We start from the raw sequence: 22,337 nt of genomic DNA on the forward strand, positions 1-22,337 counted from the left end.
GTAGTGCGAAGAACAGGGCTCGCTCGTGCATTGGGAATGCTCAGGCAAGCTCCCCATCCGCATCCATTTTACCGCAACGTTCGACGCAGCAAACCGTTAAATGGATTGATCCATGGAAGTGGTCGTTCAGGTGGTCTTGGAATCGAACGTTTCCGCGTCGTGGCGAGCTTCCATGGCGCCACTGTAGATCTCGTGAGCCACCAAGACGACCATACCGACTAGAAGTGGCAAAATGTAGTAGATCACACGGAAAATCAAAACAGAGGCGAGCACGGGTTTTCCGACCGTGTCTTTGAGCAGCGTCCACAGGATCAATTCCAAAACGCCGAGTCCGCCGGGAACCTGGGTGATCAGGGAGACCGTGATTCCCACCAGGTACGCTGCCAGGACCGTGGGAAATGGCACCACCGCGTCACCGGGCATCACCAGGTACAGGGCTGTCGCGGAAATCGTCAGGTCGACGATCGCAACGGAGGCCTGAGCGGTCGCCAGTCCCAGGCTTGGCGGTCGCAGGTGAAGTTTGCCAATCGGCCAAGGTTTTCGCCAAACCAGGCAGATTCCAGCGTAGAAAACAGCGATTGAAAGCAGGATGGCTCCGAGCGTTCGGACCCCAAAGGGCAGGTCAAATCTGGCTGGCAGTTCGATCGGGTGCAGGACCAGAACGACTCCGCCGAGCACGCAGACGCCCGACCAGAATGTCAGCGCCAGCACGCTCATCAAGGCCACGATTTGGCGATGGGTGAGGCCCCAGCGGTGATAGAAGCGGTACCGGATCGGGGCCGCCGCTAGCAGCGTGCCGAGATTGTTTCCCAGGGCATACCCCAAAAATGCGACCAGAGAGACTCGTCGCAACGGCAGCGCTCGGCAGACATACCGAAGTGCCAAGATGTCGTAGCAAATCAGCAGGCCGTAATTCAGGGCCACCAAAAAGGTGGCAATCACCAAGTAGGCAGTCGGGACACCGGTCAGGCCAGCGACAAAGTCATCCCAGGAAACTTTGTGAGCTTCGCCGATCAGAAGCCGCACGGCCAAGCCGAACAGCAACAGAGCCATCAACGGGCCGACAAGCTTGCGGGGGTCGAATTTCACGCCGGTTGGCTCTTTGGGGGGGACGGTCGAGGGTCGCTAGTTCCAACTCGATTGGTTTTCGCGAGGTTCGACGTAACGGATGTCTTGCAAATCCAGGCCCTCCAGACGTTTTTCCAGTTCTTGAAGGTCAGCATCCTGCTGTTCCTGCGTTTTGTCGTTGTCACGAGTCTCGTCGTCAAGCTTGCGTTGCTCGTCGGCGGACTTCTTTTGACGATCTTCCCCCGAATCAGCCGTGCTTTCGTTGTCGTACCGGGATCGGCCGCGAATGTGGCGATCGGCTGCTTCGGGATCCGTTCTGGCTTCCAGGTCAGCGGCCCGGACGCCGGCGGGATCGAGCACGCTGCCGACGCGACCGGTGTCGCGGAGAGTTCTCTCCCAGGCGCCGCCGTAGGCTGGGTAGGCGTCCAAGTCGCAATCGGCGCACAGGCGGCAGCCGATCGATGGGACCACCAGGGTGACCAGCAAGATCAGCGAAAAAGCGGCGGAGGCGATTCTTCGAGCAGACATGTGGGATCGGGAAGTGAAAGGGGGGAGATTGTGACAGGTGGGAAGGCGGGCGGCCAGGAACAATCGTGTTCCAGGCCCATTTCCCAGGGCTTGAACTCGACGATTGGCAAGTGATTTGCGAAAACGTCCAGGCACAAAGCCCTCCGCCATCCTCTATCGGAATTCCTCCGAGTTCGGGTGAGGTAATTTAGGGAGGTTTTGCCGATTATTTCGATTCGATGGATTTTTCCGTCCGAAAATTGGAAGTTCCGCTCAAGTTCGCTCTTCCGCGAACCGGGGCAAAAATGTGACAAGAGCTTTCCCGGCGAGCAAGGAACGCTCTTTTCCGGTCTCTTCTTTTTGTTCCGCTTCACGCAGGATGCCAGTGATGCCTCAGTTGATTTTTTTGGCGACCGCCACCAGTGCCATCGGATTGCCGTTGATTGCCTTGATCATGTTGATGGTCAGTAAATTGTCGGTGGGCGCGGCCGCGCGTCGTGCGGAGCGTCGCTTTTTGGCATTATTGGTTATCATGAGTGTGGTCACTGCTCGCACCGTGACCACCAGCGAGCCGACTTGGTTGATCCACACGGTCACCTTGGCGGTCATGATTGTTGGATCCCTTTGGATTCCCGGGCAGCATCCACCCCGGACCTCGTCCTCTCCTGAACAAACCTCTTTAGCCGGTTCATGAACTCGATCACCGAATTGCCGTCCAACGCCATCGCCACCGTCCGAGTCATTCCCGGTGGCCCCGTTCACGGTTCAATTCGACCTCCCGGTAGCAAGAGCCTGACCAACCGAGCCCTGTTGATGGCCGCGTTTGGCAATGGCACCAGCCAGCTCAGCGGTGCGTTGGTCAGCGAAGACACGCACGTGATGACGGACTCGCTTCGCAAAATCGGTGTGGAGATTGAATCGCTCGATGCGGGGCGAACTCTCGTGGTCAACGGCATCACCGCGTCTCCTGAGTCCGAGGGTCCGCATGAATTGTTCATTGCCAACAGCGGAACCACGATTCGATTCTTGACTGCCGCCCTCTCGGCTCTCGGCGGCAACTACATCTTGTCGGGCGTCCCGCGGATGCATGAGCGTCCCATCGGTGACTTGATCGACGCGCTTTCGCCAGTCGTGGACGGCCGCATCGAAGCGGTCTCTGAAGGCGGATGCCCCCCGGTTCACATTCAGACCGCTGGTTGGGAGAGTCACGAGCTGAAGGTGGGGGGCAGTGTCAGCAGCCAGTATCTCAGTGGTTTGATGATGGCGGCTCCGCTGGCCAGTCGTCAGTCTGGGCAAACCGTGACGATCCGAGTCGTCGGCGAATTGGTCTCCCGTCCCTACGTGGAGATGACTGCCGACGCGATGCAGGTTTTCGGTGCGGAGGTGGACTTGCAGTGGCCAGCTTCCGCCGAGGGAGATGTGCTGGTTCAGATCGGTGGCGACTACGACTCGATCGGTTGGGACATCGAACCGGATGCTTCCGCAGCCAGCTATTTCTGGGCCGCCGCGGCGATTTCGGGCGGCGACGTCACGGTCAAGGGGCTCAGCCGAGCAGCGACCCAAGGGGACGTGGCCTTCGTGGATGTCCTGGAAATGATGGGGTGCCAGATCGAAGAAAGTGACGATTCCATCCGCGTCATCGCGACGGAATTGCCCGGCGGAAAGCTTTGCGGCGTGGACGTGGACATGAACGCAATCAGCGACACCGTGCAAACGCTGGCGATGGTCGCACTGTTTGCTAGCTCGCCAACTCGTGTTCGCGGTGTGGCTCACAATCGTTTCAAAGAGACGGATCGGATCGGCGACTTGGCCTGCGAGCTTCGCAAGTTGGGAGCGACGATCCATGAACACGAGGACGGGATGACCATTCATCCGCTGAGCGAGCCTGTGGTCAGTGAGTCCAGCCCCGTGCGGCTGGACACCTACCATGATCACCGAATGGCGATGAGCTTTTCGTTGGCGGGACTGCGGTTGGGCGGCATCGAAATCGAGAACCCTGCCTGCACAGGGAAGACCTATCCCAATTACTGGGCGGATCTGGAGCAGTTGATCGGTCGGGCTCACCACTGGACCGCGGAATAGTTGCGGGAGAACAAGGATGGCGCTCTTAGTGACCTGCGACATCGGTGGCGACCGGATCCCAGAATCACTGCGCGAGCTGCTGGTTCACTCGGGGTGGCCGGCGGCATTTCCTGGCACAGCTTCCGTTCTCAGTGACGAGGACCGGTCCCGATTGTCTCCTCCATTGATTGATCGTGACGCTGGTTTTGCCTCGCGGATGATCGCCGAGCACGCCGGGTGTGATTTGATAGCAAATCCGTATCGGGCGGACTTGGTCGATGTGGGGCGATCGGTCCATCACCGTCATCTCTTTCGCCCGTCGATCCGGAAGTTGTCCGTTCAGGTTCGCAAAGCGATTTTGGCGGAAATCCGCACGCCTTATCGAGAGGCAGTGCGGCGGCAAATCAGCGAGATGATGCTGCAGTCTCCCTACGTCGTGCATCTGTCGGTTCGCACGTTTGCCGCACGAGCCGCATCCGGCCAGTGGCAGCGGGGTGATGTCGGGTTGCTGTACGATCCCAGCCGCCGCGACGAGCTGGATTGGTGCCTGGACCTGTCCGACGAGCTGTATTTCGCGATGCCCGATTTGCGTGTCCGCCGCAATCATCCGGGCCGCGGCACGAATGATTCGTTGACCAAGGCGATGAGAAAGCATTTCCACGACGTGCACTATTTGGGCGTGGAGCTTGTTTTGAACCGAGCCTGGGCAGCTCGCCCGGTTCGCCGGCGCGGGGAGGTGTTGCGGTCGTTGGCGAGAGCGATCCGCGATGTGACCCCCGAGGCCACTCAGCGAGCGGCGTGACTCCACCCCGCAGCGTTTGGAGGTCGAGCGGCTTTGCATTGCCCTCCCGAGGTCGTGCCGTTCTTAAGTGCTGTGCCAGCAGCGTCTTGAGAACCCCGCCCACGCAGCGGAAGGGGGCGGAAAGCGAGCACTGAGCGAGCTCTCCCCAAACTTCGTTTCAGGAGAGGTGCAACATGCGGAAGCCCACCGAAAAGCGGTCTCTGAAAACCGCACAACCATCGGGCGACAGGGTTTCCACGCCCGTTTGTTCCGATCGTTGAATCTATTCGCTCGTGACCTTTTCGTTTGCAGCGGTCATTCGTCGCCGAAGAAATTCTTGCGGGCAGGGTGACTTCCGCTGCCGATCAACTCCATAGGCATCCGCATGAAGCGATCGACGGTGCCCCTTCATGGACGAAGCTGGATTGTTCTTTTCCCCCAGCCTTCGAGTCCTTCTCATGCGAAATCTCACGCTCGGCACGATCATTGTTGTCGGTGGCTTGCTCGCCGCGATTCCATTTCGTCGCGACGCGGTGCATCCCGAATCTTCCGACCCCAATGCCTTGGCAACGGGACCGACGTCGGCCCCCTTCGCGATCGCCACATCTGATCCGTTGACTCCGCCTTGGGATTCGGGAACCTCGGGGGCCGGGCAGGCAGCGACCTTTTCGGCTCAGGCTCAGACAACGGGCTGGCCGAATCATCGGGCGCCTGATCCACCCCGCCAGGGTCATGCGGCTCCGTCGCGAGCCGACGACTTTGCCTCGACTGGTCCCGGAGTCATTCCCACGGAGCAGGCCGCTCGTTCCCGTCGCGACTCGCGTTTGCCGCTGACGTATGACGATTTGGCCGTGCCGCTGAGTAGCCCACACTTCCCTGACCAGCGGTACAACGCTCTGGCAGGATCGCCATCCAATCCCCTGCCTCCGATTGGCAAGGCGGAAGTTCGGGTGCAAGGTTCCGTGTCATCGGGCTCGGTCGCGTCAGGCCCCGTGTCATTGGGTTCTGGCCAGGTCGCGGCGCGTCCTCCCACGTCCGCTCCTGCGAATTTGGCTTCGAATCCCGACGTTCGCGAAGAGTCGACGCCGGCGCAATTGGCCAGCTCGGTGCCGGGTTCTCAGGTGAGGCCCGATGCCCGGCAGCAAGTCCTGAGGCCGCCGACGGTGGATCTGCAGCGTCAGCTTCCGTCGCAGGGCTCGACTCGTTCACGTTCGTTCCAGATCCCGGAAGTCGCGATGCCTGCGATGCCGGCAGCACCCAGTGTGATGGAACGCCAACGCCATTGGATCCGGCAACCCGACTGAGCTGGTTTCTTTCGTTACCTGGTGACCCGACACGTCACGGCTTGTTGATTGAATCCTAACCCGAAGCGTTAGCGAGTGATCGCGAGGGATCGCGTGTCATGGCAACAAGCCTGTGGGGCCCTCGCTCACGCGTCGGGTTACTAGGCAGGCTTCATCCGGGCAACGCCGCGCGAGGTCGAAGGGCGATTGGGCTTTCCGGCAAAGAAGCGAGATGCGGTTACGTCTTCTTTCTGCTTCCTTGGGCTTTGTCATCTGCCCAATTTCACACGAAACTCGTGCAGGCAGAAACACGCTGAGCAAGTCAAGCCCGGTTTCTTATGAAACCAGTCTTGTTTCGCGAGCTTTGTTTCACCTAGTTTCCCGCTTGTCCAAGGTGTTCCTTGGTCAGTCGGCAAACGGACTTGCCGGCAATGTGATTCATCTCATTCGGACGCAGTGAACGTGGCGAAGATCTTGTCAATCGTGAACCAGAAAGGAGGCGTCGGGAAGACCACCACTTCGGTCAACCTGTCCGCCGCCCTGGCCATGTCTGGCAAGAAAACCTTGTTGGTCGACATCGACCCGCAGTGCAACGCCACGTCTGCCTTGGGGCATTCGCCTGCCGCGCATCACGGATTGACGGGAACCGAATCGCTTCCTGATTCGATCGTCGAAACCGATGTGCTGCATTTGGGGTTGTTGCCCGGCAGTCGCTCTTTCCATGACGCGGACGTGCTTGCAGAAACCGGCGATCGTTCGACCGCTCGGGTTCGAAAGCATCTCGATAGCGTGATGAGCGACTACGAATACATCTTGATCGATTGCCCGCCCAGTGCGGGTGCCATGACGGAAACGGCGCTGACCGCCAGCACCGAAGTGTTGATTCCGATCCAGTGCGAGTACTTCGCGATGGTCGGCGTCACGCAACTGATTGGAACGATCAAGAAGGTCATCACCGCCACCGATGGTCGACTGACATTCGGCGGGATCCTGCTGACGATGTACGACGAATCACTTGAACTGACTCGAGAAGTCGACGAAGAGGTCCGTGACTTCTTTGGCGACATTGTTTTTGAAAGTGTCGTGCCCCGGGATGTCGCACTGTGCGAAGCCCCCAGCCACGGCCAAACCGTTTTCCAGTACGCCCCGCGAAGTCGCGGCGCGTTCGCTTATACCCAACTGTGCATGGAGGTACTGCAACGTGACTAACGCGACAACCAATCGACCCAACCCCGGCAAAGCACCCGCTGGCAAAGACCGCCGCCTCGGAAAAGGCTTGGCCGCTTTGTTGGGTGAACCGATGGACGACATCGTTCCACCGGGCGAAACCAACGATGCTCCTCAACCAGGCATCCAGTCGCTCGAGTTGCCGATCGACTCCGTCGAAGCCAACCCGTTCCAACCGCGTCGCGAATTCAATCCCGACGAGATCGCTTCGCTGGCCGAATCGATCAAGAACCACCAGCAATTGCAGCCAATCCTGGTTCGCATCGTGGACGGTCGCTATCAGCTGATCAGTGGCGAACGTCGTTTGCGTGCGACCATTCACGCGGGTTTGAAAACGATCCGCGCTGAAGTTCGTGAAGCCGACGACCGCTTGGTCGCTGAGTTGGCCATCATCGAGAACTTGCAACGCAAGGACTTGAACGCGATCGAAAAAGCGATGTCGTTCAAACGCTACATCGACGAACACAAATGCAAGCAGGACGACTTGGCTCGCCGGTTGAGCATTGACCGGAGCACGATTGCCAACTTGATGCGTTTGCTGGAACTGCCTCAGCCCATTGTTGAGATGGTCACCAGCGGCGAGTTGACCGCGGGGCACGCTCGAGCATTGCTGCCGATCGGTGAAGTCGAAGTGCAAGTTGTCACGGCCAAGAAGATCTTGGAAGAAGGATGGAGCGTTCGCAAAACCGAGACCGGTGTGGCGGAACTGCTTCGTGCAGAAGAGGACTGCGAGACGGGCCTCAAGGTCACCAACGTCTCACGCCAAAAACGCAAGCCTGTTCCTCCGCACATCGAAGCGATGCAGCAAGAGATGCGGATGGTGTTCGGCACCAAGGTTGAGATCAAAGCCTCGGCTCGCAGTCGCGGCAAGATCACGATTCATTTCAGTGACGCCGAAGAGTTCGAACGCATTCGCGGTCTGCTGGGCGGCGTCAATCGGCCTCAGCTTCGCGTCGCGGGCTGATCCAAATCGGCTGAGCGAGCTTGCTCGGCAACCCAAGATTCACCTGGCCGGCGTGGTGCAGCGGATTCGATCCGCGGCCACGTCGGTTTTTTTGTGCGCCCGTCGTGTTGTGATTTGGGGTGGCGTCTCGATTCCGTAGGTTGGGATCTCAGCCCGACAAGCAGTCTTCTTTTCATTTCGGACGCTTGCCGCTCCGGTGTGATGCAGTCAGTTGTCGGGCTGAGAGCCCAACCTACAAACGAAGCTTTGTCGGGCGAAGAGCCCAGGCGACGGTTGGGCCTCGCTGGGTTTGGGGGGACCAACAGACGGGGGTGGGCAGGCGTGGCGTGGGTTTCTGCTCCCCCGGTTGGTCGATCCGGCCAGGTAGACTTGTCCGGGCCAGCGGGCCGGAATTCTGGGCGATGCAGGGGTGAAAACTGCTCTTGGGCCTACGTTGCCAGTGGCCCGCCGTCTAAAATGAGGTGCGCGAATTTCGGCATGTGTGGCCAACTCATTCGCGGATGTTCGCCCTCTTCGGACGTGTTGATGTCCAGCCTGATTGAAACGATTGAAGTCGATGCCGCTCTGTCCAAGCGATTGGCCGAGATGCCTGCTGATTCGCAGACGCTCACATTGTCGCTGGACGCGATTGCCGAGGGAGGATCGAGCGCGGGTGTGTTGCAGCATCCCAGTTGGGCATACGTTCCGCACATTGCGACGCCTCGTGTCACCACCGAAGGCAAGGTCGATGCAGCGGACTTGGCTCGAACGATCGAGGCCACTGGTTCGGTCGATGGTGAGGGCGTCGATGCGGATCCATCGCGAACCGGGAATCTGCTGATTGGTGCGGGCGACTCATCGCCATCCGCTCTCAACCCTCCGGCCGCGACCTCCAGCTGCGAAGGGTTCTTGCCGCCGCGTCGCGTTGCCATGTTGAGTTCTGATCCGACCAAGGCGGATTGTGCCTCCATGAAGGATGTCGAGTATCGGTTGGTGGGAACGCTGGGCAGCGGTGGGACGGGGATCGTGTACCAAGCCCACCAGCGAGCGATCGATCGCGAAGTGGCAATCAAAGTGTTGCGGCGTGAGTTGGCAACGGATGCTTCCTCACGTGGACGCTTCTTGGCCGAGGCTCGTGTGATCGGTGCGCTCGACCATCCCAACGTGATCGCGCTGCATGATCTCTGCATTGACGACGAAGGTCAGCTCTTCTACTCGATGAAGCGGGTGGATGGTGCGAGTTGGGACCAGCAAATTGACACGCTTTCTTTGGAGAAAAACCTCAATATTTTGCTGCGAGTTGCCGATGCTATTCGTTACGCGCATTCGCGAGGCCTCGTGCATCGCGATTTAAAACCCGAGAATGTGATGCTGGGACGCTTCGGCGAAGTCCTGGTGGCGGACTGGGGATTGGCCCTCAGCAAGAGTTCGTTGACGCCGACGGCGGCTGTTCCCAGCACGGATTCGCATCACGCGATTGGGGGAACGCCAGCCTACATGGCTCCGGAACTGGCAGCCGGTGATCTGTTTGGCATCACCTATGCCACGGACATCTATTTGTTGGGCGCGATCTTGTTTCGAGTGGTGGCGGGTTTCCCGCCGCACCATGGCAAGAGTCTGTTGGCCTGCATTCGAGCTGCAGCAAACAATCAAATCGAGCCCGTTCCAGAACAACTCGGTGACACCGAGTTGGAATTGATTCAGATCGCGCTGAAGGCGATGGCGACCGATCCTCTGGACCGGTTCACTTCGGTGGAAGAATTGATCGAGGCGATTGAAGGTCACCGCTCTCATGAGGCCAGCGATCGTTTGGTCCGTCGTGCAAAACGGCGTTTGGCCGAGATCGGTGAACTGGGAGCTCCCGAAGAAGTTTGCCAGGAAAGTGTTCCGTCAGGCTTGCGAGCGGATCGGTACGAGCGTTTTGCGGCCGTCGACGCTCTGCTTCGCGAAGCCATCGAAATTTGGCCCGACAACCGTCGCGCGATCGACACGCTGCGTAGCACCCAGTTGGAATTCGCCCGAACCGCCACCGCCCAAGGCGACTTGGATTTGGCGTTGGTCCTGTATGAATCCGCCGGGCAAACTGACAGCGAAGCGGCAGCGCGAGTTCGCAAGCAACGCGATCGTCGTGAACGAGTGCGTGAAAGCCAAGCGAAGTACTCGACCTTGTTCACACATTCGCCCGACGCCGGGATGCTGATCCGCTGGTCCGATGGCGTGGTGCTGGAAGCCAACACTGCCTGCTTGGAATTGCTGGGCTATGCCAAAGAAGAGGTCGTCGGCCAAAAGATGACGTCGTTGACAATCTGGGCTTGCCCAGAGAAACGCGAAACGTTCATCGAGCAACTCGCTCGGGAAGGGCAGATCGACAACTTCGAAACGCAGTTCCTGCACAAGCAAACTCAATTGGAAGAACTCAATTGCGATGACAAGACCGGCCAGGTGCAAATCCCAGGCGTGATCGATGTTTTGATCAGTTCGCGTACGGTTCACCTGGGCGGCGAAGAAATGCTGTTGTCGACCGTGCGGGATATCTCGGCTCGCAAGACCGCGGAACGTGATTTGGAGTATTCTCGGCGGCGGTTGCGAGACCTTCAGCGTTTGGCGGGGTTAGGTAGTTGGTCGTTCGCTTTGCAGTCCCAGGCGATTCGTTGGTCCGAAGAAGCGTTCCGAGTGACCGGACGAGATGTCAGCCGTGGGGCTCCGGATTACAACGACTTCATCGCGTCGATTCACCCGGACGACCGAGAGAAACTTCAGGTTGCCGTGGAACGTAGTCTGACTCAGGGGACCTCGTACCAGTTGAAGTTCCGGTATCGTGATGACCAAGGCAAGTATCGAAAGTTGTTCACACGTGGGAATCCGGTGTTTGATGCGGATGACAACGTGATCGAAATTTATGGCATCTTGCAGCACGCCGCGGCCGGCGGTGGGTGAGCGGCGAAGCGGGGCCTCGGTGGTGGAGGTCCCGGCGAAGCTGGCTCTGCGGTTGCGTTTGGTTCGTTGGAGACTCGCTCAGAAACTTTTGACGCCGCCCTGCTCTGCTGTGTTCTCTCCTGTTCCCGTTTTTTCCGTCCCTTTTTCCCCCCTCTCCCCACAGTGCCCTGACATCGCCGACCCAGTCCACCGTCCTGCGTTACACGCAATCTGATCCTGACGTGCGGTTGATGCTGCGCGTGAAAGAGGATGATGCGGGCGCGTTCGAAGAGCTGGTTCGGCGTTACCAAGCAAGGTTGGTTCGGTTGATGCAACACTTGGCACCTCGAGGCGACCTGGCGGAGGATTTGGCACAGGAAACCTTCATGCGGGTCTACCGGGCTCGCCAGAGTTACACGCCGGGAGCCAAGTTTTCGACGTGGTTGTTCACAATCGCAGGCAATGTCGCTCGCAATTCCAAACGCACCGCGGCACGCCGGCATGAGACCAGCGAAGTGGATTCGCCGCGGGGCGCCGACGATTCGGATGACTCACCTTTTTTGGCGGTGACGGCGGTCGACAGCAGCGGGTTGATGCCGACACGCCAAGTCGAAGGCGACGAACGAGCCACGATCGTTCGAGCGGCAGTCGCTTCGTTGAATGAACGCCAGCGCATGGCGTTGATCCTGTCTCGGTTTGAAAACATGAGTTACGTCGAAATCGCGGAAACGATGAGCCTGAGCACCAAGGCGGTGAAGTCGTTGCTCAGCCGCGCTCGCGTCAGTTTGAAAGAAGCTCTCACGCCCTACATCGAATCGGGGCAGTTGGGCGGAACGGTTGATCCGGCGATGTCATTGCCGTCGTTGAAAATGGAGCCAGCCGCCGATCAGCGGGCCGGTGAGTTTGCCGAGGAGGAACCTTCATGAATGATCCCAAACGTCCTCTCGACAACCCAACCAACGCGGAGCTTGACGTCGATGCCAGCGCGTCCGGCAAGGCATCCGCCAACGAAACAGGTCAAACCGCCGGCGACAGAACCGTCTCGATGGCAATTCCCAAACTGGGGCCCGGTGGTTCGGTGTCGGGAAACGGTTCGGCACGGGGCAATGATCCGGATCAGCTCACGCTTCGCGATGTTCCGCTGGATCTTGACGACGAGCAATTGGTCGCTTACCTGGACGGCGAGCTTTCCGGAAAGGAGCGTGCGGAACTCGAGGATCGGTTGATCAGTGAGGAATCCCTGCGTCTGCGTTTGCAAGGTTTGCAGCGTGGTTGGGACATGCTGGATGTCTTGCCGACTCCGATGGTGGATGAGCACTCGGTCCAAACCACCTTGGAAATGGTCGTTCGTGATCTCACGCGAGCCTCGATGGGGATCGAGGCGGCGGGCACGGGCAATGGCGTTTCCGGTTCAGGCACCCTGCCCCGTCGTCGGCTGAAGAAATGGACACGTCGTTTGTTCGCGTTTGGCGTGCTGGCTTTGGTCGTTTCGTCGCTCGTCAGTTGGCGCTGGCAGACCGTCTCGCATCAGAGTCAAATCGCGGATTTGCCAATTGCGATCGATCACCTGGCGTATTTCAGCACCGATGACTTGGAGCTCGTCCGAGACCTCGCGGAATCACCGTTGTGGTTTGCGCTTGCCAGCCGATCCGCGACCGAAGACTTGGAGTCCTTGGTGGATCAATACGGAGGCACCGATGAATTGCTTGAGGCCGTTGCGGAACTGGATGAGGAGCAACGCGCGACGGCGTATCGACGTTGGGACACGTTCAACAACCTTTCTCCCCAAGCTCGCTCCATCACACGAGATCGAGCCAAACGCGTGGCCGAGGCAGAGGATTCGCAACAGTTGCTGACCACGCTCCGAGCTTATTCACGTTGGAAGGAACAGCTCAGTCGTGACACGTTGGCCGCCATCGAAAACCAAACCGGTGAACTGCGTGAACGTGCGATCGAAGAAGGCGTGCATGAAACGATGAGCGTCATCGGACGTGTGACAGCAAAAGGATTGAGTGACGAGACGATCGAACGGATCGCATTCACGATGCGGCAAATCGTTCAACAACGGATCGCGGATCAAGAGCCAGCCGCCACGCGAATGATGGAAGGGTTTCGCCGCTGGAGAGAGCGTGAGAGTGGTGGCCGGGGACGGGATGGTCAGGGTGTCGATGAATCGATCTGGTATCATTTCATCGCTCATTCGATTGTGGGAAACTCGGGCCGTCGTCACGGTCCCAAGGATGGGAAACGTGGCCCTGAATCACCACCGTTGACGCTGAGCGAACTGCATCAAATCGAAATCATGCTGCCGCAAGAAGACTTGGAGCTGCTGCGAACGGTTTCCACGAACGCTTGGTTCCGTTCGATGGTCATCCGCGACTGGGCCGAAGAAGCCTTGCGGCGTCGCGGTCGGCCGGATTCGGAATCGAAAACGCTGCAACAAGCTTATCAAGAAGCCTCCGCTGACGAACGAGAAGTGCTCGACCTGTTGCCTCCCGAAGAAGTTCGCGACCAACTCCTTCGCCCCTCGAACTGAGTCACAGCTGAATCGTCTGTTGGGCTGGTTGGCCTCACCCGTCGACACCGCTCCCTGTCATGTCGCGCCACGACGTGCCTTCTTGCGTGAAACACCGGCAGGCAAAATTCTTTCCGGCTTGATCTTTTCGGCTCAAGTTTGCTACCCCGAAAGCCGACGCACCGGCGATTGCCGCTGACACGACGCAATCGTCTCGCAATTCACGGTTCCCCACGGAACCTCGGAAGGCTGGAAAGCACATGAACGACACCAGGACTCGATGCCGCTTTGGATTCAATCGCACGTTGCTGGGCGCATGCCTGGCAATCCATTTCGCGATCCTGCCGACCTTCGGCTGGGCTCAGGCAACCGCTGAGAAATCAAAGACCAACTTCTTTCCGTTTCCCATCCGGTTCGGGATGAAGTCGGAAGCCGAAATCAAGGGCGGTGTCAAAACGCCTCCGGTTTCGGTTGCTGCGACCAAGCCAAGCACGACCTCTTCGGGGGCTTCCACGCGGCGAATTCCTGTCGAACGCAACATTGGCAAACCCAATCACGCTGCATTCAATGATTCTGAGGGGGACGCCACCAACCAACCGGTGTCACAGGTCCAGCACGTTCAGTCTCGTGTCAGCCAATCGGCTCGTGCGAAGTTGCCCGCCGACGGGCGAGTGGTGATTCCAGGTACGAATGGGCTGCCGCAATTTGAAACGCCAGGGGAAATCACCAGTGTTGAGATCCTCGATGCTGACGGCAATCCGATTCCCAGCGAATTGGAAGAAGGCGAGTACTACTACGGTGCCCAGCCTGCCCCGGTCAGGGTTGGGCAACCATTGCCAGGAACGCTTTCCATTCCCGCTCGAACCGCGCAAGCCCGGATGAATGACTTTGTGCCACGCACGGTCGATGGCCAACTTCTCGATGGAAGCGTGGTCGAAGGGGAGTGGATCGGGGAAGACGAAACCTACGCCGGCGAGATGGGGGAAACCTACCTTGGCGACGAGAGCGTGTTGATGGAGGGAGCTTTTCAGGGGCAGCCACACGGACACTCACCAGCGTGCGATGAATGCGGTGGGAACTGTGTGGGCGCATGCGACGATCGGATTGACGCGCGCGTTCGCGTGTTGGCTCATGCGTTGTCGGATCCGCTGCACGATCTTTGGATTCGCGCGGACTACATGCACCTTTGGGTCGATGGACAAAATGCTCCGTCCCTGGTCACGACCGGCCGAGCCGGAACCGCTCGCGATGTGGCGGGCGAGATCGGCCAGCTTGGCACCGAAACGATTTACGGTGGCATGCTGGGTGACGAAGGACGTTCAGCCGGTCGAATCGAGATCGGGCGTTATCTGGGGGACACGGGCTTGGCGATCTCTGGATCAGTGCTCTTCTCGGAAGAGATCACCCAGCGTTTCTCGGCGGACGGTTCTCAATATTCGATTTTGGCGCGGCCATATGTCGACGTGACGCCAGGCGGCACGGACAACGGAGAAACGGCAGACCTCATCCACTTCAACAATGAAATCAGAGGCAACATCTCAGTCGATTCGTCGACTGAATTTGGTGGCGCCGATGCGTTGGTGCGAGCCTTGTTGATCAACCAACGTGGTCGGAAAATGGAATCCTTTGTGGGCTACCGCTTTCTGCAACTGGACGATCGCTTGGCGATTCATGACGAACGGCGCTACTTGGTCGACGGTGGCGGGGTGGACGCAGGGACACTGCTGGAACAGACGGATAACCTCTCGGTTGAAAACCGTTTTCACGGCGCGACGATGGGGATCCGGTCGACCACTTCCGGTGATGTTTGGTCGTTCAACACACAAGTCCAATTGGGGATTGGGGTGATGCACAGCAGCGTTGCCGCCTCAGGGTCGTCCCTCCGCAGCGAACCGCAGGCGGGCGGCGGCGTGATCACCAGCCAATCCAACACCGGGTTGCTGGTTCGATCCACCAATTCAGGGGTCCGTGAGTTCGACGAGTTGGCGGTCGCCCCCGAGATCCAGCTTTCCGTGACCCGTCACTTTTGGAATGACTGGGATGTCACGATTGGATACCAGTTTCTGTATCTCAGTCGGGTGATGCGAGCAGCGGAACAGATCGACCCGTTGTTGAATTTGAGTGACCTTTCGATTGGCGGTTTCGAGGGCAGTCGTCGTCCAGATCCAGAGGGAACCTACAACGATTTGCTGGCACACGGGATCACCTTTGGAGTCGTTCACCCCTTCTGAGGCGGGAAAGCAGAGGGCGAAACGCAGGGCAAATTCGGCAAAATCGGTGTCTTCGAGCACCCGAAAAAAATTCTGGAACGAACCCGCTGGAAACTGCCAGACTCCTCTTTAGCAACCAAGCAACGCGTGCTAAACTTCCCGCTCAGTCGCACCCACTACCCCGTGGTGTAATTGGCAACACAGCTGGTTTTGGTCCAGCCATTCTAGGTTCGAGTCCTAGCGGGGTAGCTACTGACACAATCCCCAGTGATCCAGAGCAATCAACAGCCTGTTTCACTGGGTTTTTTTGTGCCCTGATTGCTCCTGATGCCTGGAGATTGGCACTGATGACACCGCCTGTGACACCGCCAGATGTCGCGGTGTCGATCGGGTCACCTGTCAGGTCGGTTGAACCTGCCGCGAAGTGATCGGCGGTCACCTGCAAATAGTGCTTGGCGGCTGTCTCGGATCCGTGGCCCATCCAGGAATTGATGACGTGATCCTGGAATTTCTCCTGCAATTCAGTTCGTCGTGTTGAACGCAGGTTCTGGAATGTCTTTGCCCAAATCGGCACGCCTGCCCGCTCGATGATTCGATTCATCTGCGTTCCAAGGTTGGCCGCTCGCCGGTATCGGTGGGCCAGCCGTGCCGTGCCCTCGGGTGCCTCCTCGAACGACTCTCGAAGCATCGGCATCAATTCCGGGAAGATCGGGCAATGCCGAACGCCTGTCTTTGGCGAATCAATCCGCAACTTGTTTTCGTCCAAAAGAACGTCCGCCCAGTTCATCACGAGGATCTCACACCGCCGCAAGCCTCCGAACCGGGCCAAAGCAAAGATCAACCGCCATTGCTCGTCAGGGCATCCTCGCAGCACCGCCGCTGCAGCTTCCCGGGTGATGAAGTGATCGCGGTCGCGGTTTGCTTCCGAGCCGGTTTTCAAGTTCTTGAAAGGGTTTGAATCCAGTAGACGATCTTTCACGGCTTCGTCAAACATCGTCTTGGCACGCTTCACATGCTTGCTCACAGTGGCCACTGCCATCGTCTTGGTTGGCTTCTTGTCCTCATCCCAGGCAACGGGCCGTGACAGCAACCATCGCCGCCAACGCTCCGCGTCTCCTTCGGTGATCGCTTCGATAGGATGCTTCTCGCCAAACCGTTCCACAAGCAAACGCCTCGCGTGCCCGTAGTTGTCCCGCGTTGATTGCGCTACGTCGGTTCGGCTCCTGATGTATGCATCGCAATACCCCCTCAACTCTTTCTGAGCTTCATTCGTCTCGCTGTCAGATCTCGGTTCAACTAATCCACAGCGAACAAGCGACTTGAACAGCTTCCCAGTCAGGCTTTCCACCCACAACTTTGTTGCGGCTTCAACCTTTCCACCGGATGACTTCGCCAAGACCAATTCATCTACGTGACGCATCACGGTTTCCGCCCTACGCTTCGATGGATCCGACAACCACAGCGAGCGCCGCTTGCCCTCACAGCGAAACTGCAACCTCCAACCAACACGTCCTCGGTCAGACTCTTTCCGCAAACTCGCCATCCAAACAGACTCCCATTTCAGTCAACCCCATGAACAATGAAGGCAACACGGCAACCCGCATGGGTACGGGGTTTCGGTAGCGAACCTAGCCGCATCGCAAACGAACAATACCGGTCACTCACAACCGGTCAAACAAACGCCGATGCTCGATCACGAGCAATCAGCACAAATCAGTAACACTCAGCCCACGCTACAAATACGTGGCTGGAAGGCGCCTGATGGCTCAGGACGCAACCTGATTGGCGGTGGTCGAGTGCACGTCCCAGACCACCCGCCGCCACCCATACTGCAGTGGCTTCTGCAGTACGTTCTGCAGGGCCATCAGCAGCAGCTGCTAAGCAGCTTTGGTTGGTGGTTCGCGATCTGCTAAGCAGCTACTAAGCACATGCCAAGCATCTGCCACTGTCATGCTGTAGCAATGCCGCTGCATGCGTTCGGCATCTACACCTCGTTGTCTCGATTCATCGCACCCCCGCAAAGCTGGCAACGCATGCGAGTTCTGTTGAGCAGAGTACTGCGCGGAACCTTTGCGGTTTCGCTGCAGGACGAACACAGGACCGCTACTGGTTTGGGTGTGCACTGCTTGCGTGCTTCCTTGAGTTCGCGGTTGCGGGGGCGCTCTGGTTCTTCGAACAGATCTTCAAAGTTTGGGCTTTTCATGATTGGTTTGGTTTCTCATCGGATAGGGTTGGCCCGTCCATGGGATTGAATGGGGTTTGGGTAGTCCGTCACGGCGATGTCACAAACAAGTGTGACGGGATTGCCTCTGTGTCCGCTTTACGATCCACCTCTCGTTGGACCGGGATTGTTTGGTGACGCGGGTTGTTTGTGTGGTCTCATACTGCCGTCGAGATTGACGAGCAGTCGGTAAGTTGTGGCTTTGCCTCCGGGTTTTGCTTCACCGCGTTGGATTGCCTCGATAATCCCTTTGCGTTCCAAAGTCCGAAGGTTTCGGTACGGCGTTGTATGGTCTGCGCATCCAATCATCTTCTGGATGGTTCTGGGGCTTAAATGGAATGGTTGGCACTTCGATACTGAGTCGCACGCAACGACTATCCGTGCGACTTCCCGGCCTATCTGGCGAAGCCTCAGATGATCTGCCCAGAACGGCACTTCAATGTTCGGGAGGATCGAATGGACGACCATCAGGAACCCGTCGCCCCGAAGTTCATCAAGCATCTGGTCAAACTCGAGCCAGCTTGTTTCTTCGCCGGTACCGCAATGCTCCGAATTTGCTTGCCACCAAGCCTTGAAGATCTGGTCTCTCAGCTCACCTTCGGGGCGTTCGCCGCAGTGACGGATGATTGACATACACAAAGCCTTCAACGCGTTCCGTCGCTGACCTCTTCCACTGATACGGTTGCGATCGATCAATGACTGATAATCGATTGCCGATCTAAAATGGGCCTGCCCGCCACTTCCTTGAGTGTCCTGAGTGTCCTGAGTGTCCTGAGTGTCCTTGGTATCCTGAGTGTCCTTGGTATCCTGAGTCTCCTGGGTATCCTGTGTTGCACTTCTGAACGAGGACGGAACGAGGCCCGATTCAACAAGCGGTGCTTCTGGAAATCCGTCGCCATCCGGTTCATTGGTCCATCGGTAGGTAAACGGCTGAATCGGCTCGTCTGATCTGCTGAACGCGACAGTCGATCCCGGTGCGACGACATGTGTCCCATCGCCCTTGATTTCCCCATCGCATCCATGCGCCCGCAGGTCCGCCGATCCAGTGAACCCGCCTGAGTCAATCAGGTAGACATGAAAACCGCGTCGAGTCCGAACGGTTGGCAGTCGGGAAGCAAGATCGGGGAATCGCTCCGCCCATGCGAAATACTCCCCCGACTCGTCAAAATCTCTCGCAATCAATCCGTGAGAGACGCGGCCCAGCCGAACACCAACGTTTCGCTTGGACCTACCTGGCCACTGAGAGGCGATCCATCCTTGATCGATTGAGCGTGGCTCCAGTCTCGCCAGTTCACCTTTTCGGAGGGACAGGCTTTTCTTGCCGACGCACAGGGGCACCACCAAGATCCCCATGCGATGGAATGACATAGCTGATTCATGGGGCGTGTCGAAGCTAAGCCAGTGAATCACGAGACGTTCTCCACGTGCACGATGACGGCCGCAGTTGCCCCAGATGGAGTCCGTCGCCGCGTTTTTGTCTCGGTTGCCGTTCCGTCCCGCAGTAGCTTTAAAGCAATGCTACAGACGCTCTGCAACTGCAGCCCCATCCGATCCGCCAATTCGTGTCGCGTGCATCCAATGGCGCCACTGTCGAGCAAGATTCCAGCCGCGCGGGCAAGGCGGTCAGCTTGCCGTGGCAATGCTGCAGCATGTGCCTCAGCACGGGTGGCCTGAGCGTTAGCACCGAAATCGAACAAGGGTAGTGCCTCCGGCGCGTTGTCTGGCTTGCGACGAGGACGTCGGGTGCCTTCTGAGCGTTGATCAGACATGGTCAGCACCTCCCGCAGCTTGTGCTTCCAAAGCGGCGACAACCGCATCGGGCCGGTAGAGTCGGCGCCGACCCACCAAAACTGACGGGACGACCTGAGCCGAGCGGAGCCTGTCTAGAGTTGGGCGTGAGATTGAGGCGAGTCGTGCCATCTCATCGGAATCGACCAGAATTGGATTCGATGATTCCTGGATCAAATGCCGCAGTTGCTCGACTACCGAATTGGTGACGCGATCGGCCAATTCGTCGGGCGTGGTGCTCGCGATCTCCAATCGGCTTGCTAGTTCCGAACGAGTCACTGGCTCACCTCCGAGTGCCCGGCGGTGGCGGCTATCTGCCGTTCTCGATCCATGAGATAGGCGTCAAGGCTCGCGACTCGGAAAACTAAACGTCCCCCAATGCGTATTCCATTGATCGTGTTGTCAAGTTTGGCGAGACGATCGAAGGTTTTGCGAGGCACACCGATGTACCTGGCGGAATTGTCAGCGTTGAGCGCCGCTGGTGGTATTGCTGGATCGACCATTTTGAACGTTGAGTGTGTGGCTGACGGACGAGCACGAGCTCGTTTGACTTTCACACAACGCTAGACCGCTTGGTCAATCGCGATCCAGTATTCAAAAAAAAGTGACGGTCACGACCCTCCTTAGTTCAACCGAAAAAGTATCTGATTCAGGGGGTTCATGTATCAAAGATTTTCCCACCGTCACTTTTTATTGACGGCAAGATTTTGTGATTCACGCCTCGATTTTTCGGCGTCACACCATTTTGTGATGGTGGGTGGAGATGGGTAGGCTCCGTCAACGAACTCACCGCTATGCAAAATCTTCATTACGTCGATGTGCTTTTGCCTCAGTTCTTTGGCGACCGCCGGTCTCTTGAGTCCTTGAACTTTGTTTAATTCGAAGGCATGAAACTCCAAGAATCGCTTTGCTTTGAGTTTCTTCTGATCGGGGTCGGTTTCTTCGAAAGGGCTTTCAGGCTTGGGGAACTCGTCATTTGGTTCAATCGCTGAGTCCTCCTCTGCAGTTGAGGAAGAAATTCCTTGAGCCTCGTCGCTGGCAGAATTGCGAGAGATTGTCTCAGGTGGACCCCCAGCTCTTTCGACCGTCGCAGATGATTCACTAGTTGGCTTGCTAGCGGCCTCAATAAAGCTACTTGGTGGTGCTCGGTCAAATAGCTCAACCAGGCTTTCAGTTGCTTTTAGAGCTGCATTCGCAAGCATGTGAATCCTGTCAGCTTTGGTCGGATCGTAGGGGCCTAAGTACGACAGTTCCTGAACGCCCGTAGAAATTGGCCCGCCCATCGCTTGGACAATCTCGCGAGTCCGATGATTTAACCTTGGCAGTGAGGGGAACCGCCTTTGATTCTCCGAGCCAAAGAAGGCTGCCGCTCGCAGGATGCTTGTGATTGAAGTGAAGAACTCAATTAGTTCGTCGAGGTCTTTAGCTACGACTTGGAATGCTGCCGGATTTTCCAACCGATCGAGCGCGGCAATGAGTCGTGCTTCGTTCATTTGTGTTTTCCCATGCAAAAGAAGGCCCGCCGCCGTGCCGGGCATGGATCCGGCGCGACGACGGGCGAAATCCACCGGGATCAATTGGCGGATGGAAACGCGGTGATCAAGCCGCGTCGGGTATTGTTGCTGGCGGCTACGGGGCGTCAACAGTTCGTCGATGCGAGCCCTGAAATCACGAGGCGTTCAATCGCTCGGACAACTTGTCGCCCCTGTGGAAAGAGGCTGTCTTTCGACACGTCTCTCGGTGCCGCTGTCACCTGGGCGTCCAATTGGAGAGTCTTTCAGAAAGCTGTGGGACCACCTCCCTCATGGCGTTGTCGGACGCCTGGATGTCGGTGCAGAGTATTTCGATCTTTTCCCCGACCGAAGGTATCTCGCGTCGTGAAAAACTACTGCCGTTCCAGTTGCCGCTCTGTTGGTCAAAGAACCTCGAGTCGGTTCTTCCGTTTCCGTGCTCAATCAGATGCCGGATACCAAATGTGATTGCAACTTGCGGCCAATGACGGCCAGCGATCGAAGGCAGCGACACGCCGGTAACTTCTTGAATTGCTTTGCCGAGACGCTGTAATCCGTGTCGAGGGACGAGTTGATCCACAACGAAGTTTCGTAGATCCTCGACTGACGCCAGATTTGCGACTTCAGCCAAAGTAACCTTCTCTGAGTCACTGATTCGGATGTCATCGAAATGTTCCAGCCAAACCTGTCGCAAGCTTCGCGCAAGGAACAATTCGAAATTGGTTTTGAGCGCAACGAAATGGATGTCGTTGACGAATTGCTGCCGCTTCTCCTCATTTGTGCCCCGCAACTTTGCTGACAAATCCTCATTGGGCAAAGCAAAGGCGCATGCATGCGAGACCATGACTCGGTCAAGATGCTCGAGGCATTTGGTTTTGTAGTACTCGTGAGACATGAGCATTTACTTTCCGAGGATTCGGTCCCAAGCGTTGAGTGTTTCTGGTTTGGCGAGTGCCTTTCCCTGTGCCCAGTGTGTCTCGTTGTAGAGCTTTGCCGTGTCGATGACTTGGGCTCGTGTGAGTATGTATGCGTCCGGTTCGTGATAGACGTTCGCAACAACGACCCACCAGTCGCAGTCGACGTTCTCCAGCGATTTCCCAAGTGAGATGTTGGTCAGCTTTGTCATCGCTTTGACTTGAATCGTCGAGAACGTTGAATGATCGTCGGTATAGGCAATGATGTCCGCTCCCTTAGCGTTTCTTGACGTTGGCAGGACATTGAGGCCGAGTTTTGAAAGTTGATAACAGGCGTAGTACATGCCGACGTTGCCTGTGATTTGGTTGTTTCGCTTTGTCGTCACTTGCTG

16 protein-coding genes, 1 tRNA gene and 2 pseudogenes are annotated in these 22,337 nt (G+C 57.7%); 10 read left to right on the forward strand and 9 right to left on the reverse strand.

What is annotated here, in order from left to right; all coding sequences use genetic code 11:
• Positions 1-126 precede the first annotated feature (126 nt).
• From RISK_RS09390 to RISK_RS32565, 3 genes are all read right to left on the reverse strand, one after another.
• The gene (locus RISK_RS09390) at positions 127-1,089 is read right to left on the reverse strand and encodes a putative bifunctional lysylphosphatidylglycerol flippase/synthetase (RefSeq protein ID WP_047813994.1); all 963 of its coding nucleotides are present in this window, start codon (positions 1,087-1,089) and stop codon (positions 127-129) included.
• Between the two features lie 36 nt (positions 1,090-1,125).
• Entirely contained in the window at positions 1,126-1,596 is a 471-nt protein-coding gene (locus RISK_RS09395) for a hypothetical protein (RefSeq protein ID WP_047813995.1), read from the reverse strand.
• 372 nt (positions 1,597-1,968) lie between these two features.
• Positions 1,969-2,184 carry a hypothetical protein gene (locus RISK_RS32565; protein WP_173442641.1) on the reverse strand — a complete coding sequence of 72 codons (216 nt, stop codon included), beginning with the start codon at positions 2,182-2,184 and terminating at the stop codon, positions 1,969-1,971.
• Between the two features lie 81 nt (positions 2,185-2,265).
• Between RISK_RS32565 and aroA the strand changes: the two genes are divergently transcribed.
• From aroA to RISK_RS09455, 10 genes are all read left to right on the forward strand, one after another.
• Positions 2,266-3,657, forward strand: coding sequence for a 3-phosphoshikimate 1-carboxyvinyltransferase (aroA, locus tag RISK_RS09405; RefSeq protein WP_047813996.1), 1,392 nt, complete (start codon positions 2,266-2,268; stop codon positions 3,655-3,657).
• Positions 3,658-3,673: 16 nt separating this feature from the next.
• Complete coding sequence (locus RISK_RS09410) at positions 3,674-4,438, forward strand: N-formylglutamate amidohydrolase (protein ID WP_236696170.1); 765 nt, start codon at positions 3,674-3,676, stop codon at positions 4,436-4,438.
• A gap of 437 nt (positions 4,439-4,875) precedes the next feature.
• Complete coding sequence (locus RISK_RS09415; RefSeq protein ID WP_047814190.1) at positions 4,876-5,721, forward strand: hypothetical protein; 846 nt, start codon at positions 4,876-4,878, stop codon at positions 5,719-5,721.
• Positions 5,722-6,183: 462 nt separating this feature from the next.
• Positions 6,184-6,909 (forward strand): ParA family protein, encoded by a 726-nt coding sequence (locus RISK_RS09420; RefSeq protein WP_047814191.1) that lies wholly within the window; start codon positions 6,184-6,186, stop codon positions 6,907-6,909.
• A complete protein-coding gene (locus tag RISK_RS09425) occupies positions 6,902-7,891 on the forward strand; it encodes a ParB/RepB/Spo0J family partition protein (RefSeq protein ID WP_047813998.1) in 990 nt (329 codons plus the stop codon). Before RISK_RS09420 ends, RISK_RS09425 begins: the two co-directional genes overlap by 8 nt.
• Before the next feature lie 525 nt (positions 7,892-8,416).
• Positions 8,417-10,807 (forward strand): serine/threonine-protein kinase, encoded by a 2,391-nt coding sequence (locus RISK_RS09430; protein ID WP_236696171.1) that lies wholly within the window; start codon positions 8,417-8,419, stop codon positions 10,805-10,807.
• 194 nt (positions 10,808-11,001) lie between these two features.
• Positions 11,002-11,712 (forward strand): RNA polymerase sigma factor, encoded by a 711-nt coding sequence (locus RISK_RS09435; protein WP_047814000.1) that lies wholly within the window; start codon positions 11,002-11,004, stop codon positions 11,710-11,712.
• Complete coding sequence (locus RISK_RS09440; protein ID WP_047814001.1) at positions 11,709-13,322, forward strand: anti-sigma factor family protein; 1,614 nt, start codon at positions 11,709-11,711, stop codon at positions 13,320-13,322. The genes RISK_RS09435 and RISK_RS09440 overlap by 4 nt, the downstream gene beginning before the upstream one ends.
• Positions 13,323-13,561: 239 nt before the next feature.
• Positions 13,562-15,532, forward strand: coding sequence for a BBP7 family outer membrane beta-barrel protein (locus RISK_RS09450; RefSeq protein WP_047814003.1), 1,971 nt, complete (start codon positions 13,562-13,564; stop codon positions 15,530-15,532).
• A gap of 156 nt (positions 15,533-15,688) precedes the next feature.
• Positions 15,689-15,760, forward strand: a tRNA-Gln gene (locus tag RISK_RS09455).
• Between the two features lie 193 nt (positions 15,761-15,953).
• Here RISK_RS09455 and RISK_RS33540 read toward each other — a convergent pair.
• The 6 genes and pseudogenes from RISK_RS33540 to RISK_RS28010 form a co-directional block, all read right to left on the reverse strand.
• Positions 15,954-17,054, reverse strand: a pseudogene (locus RISK_RS33540) (tyrosine-type recombinase/integrase); the annotation flags it as partial.
• A gap of 777 nt (positions 17,055-17,831) precedes the next feature.
• On the reverse strand, positions 17,832-18,365 hold the full coding sequence (locus tag RISK_RS32980) for a hypothetical protein (protein WP_236696173.1): 534 nt from the start codon (positions 18,363-18,365) through the stop codon (positions 17,832-17,834).
• 252 nt (positions 18,366-18,617) lie between these two features.
• Positions 18,618-19,100, reverse strand: a pseudogene (locus RISK_RS33545) (bifunctional DNA primase/polymerase); the annotation flags it as partial.
• 1,103 nt (positions 19,101-20,203) lie between these two features.
• Positions 20,204-21,163: a hypothetical protein gene (locus RISK_RS09500; protein ID WP_150122537.1), complete on the reverse strand. Its 960-nt coding sequence runs from the start codon at positions 21,161-21,163 to the stop codon at positions 20,204-20,206.
• Positions 21,164-21,269: 106 nt separating this feature from the next.
• Complete coding sequence (locus tag RISK_RS09505; RefSeq protein WP_150122538.1) at positions 21,270-21,926, reverse strand: hypothetical protein; 657 nt, start codon at positions 21,924-21,926, stop codon at positions 21,270-21,272.
• A gap of 6 nt (positions 21,927-21,932) precedes the next feature.
• On the reverse strand, positions 21,933-22,331 hold the full coding sequence (locus RISK_RS28010; protein ID WP_053061116.1) for a hypothetical protein: 399 nt from the start codon (positions 22,329-22,331) through the stop codon (positions 21,933-21,935).
• Positions 22,332-22,337 lie beyond the last annotated feature (6 nt).

The sequence above is a fragment of the Rhodopirellula islandica genome, from assembly GCF_001027925.1.
Classification (GTDB): domain Bacteria; phylum Planctomycetota; class Planctomycetia; order Pirellulales; family Pirellulaceae; genus Rhodopirellula; species Rhodopirellula islandica.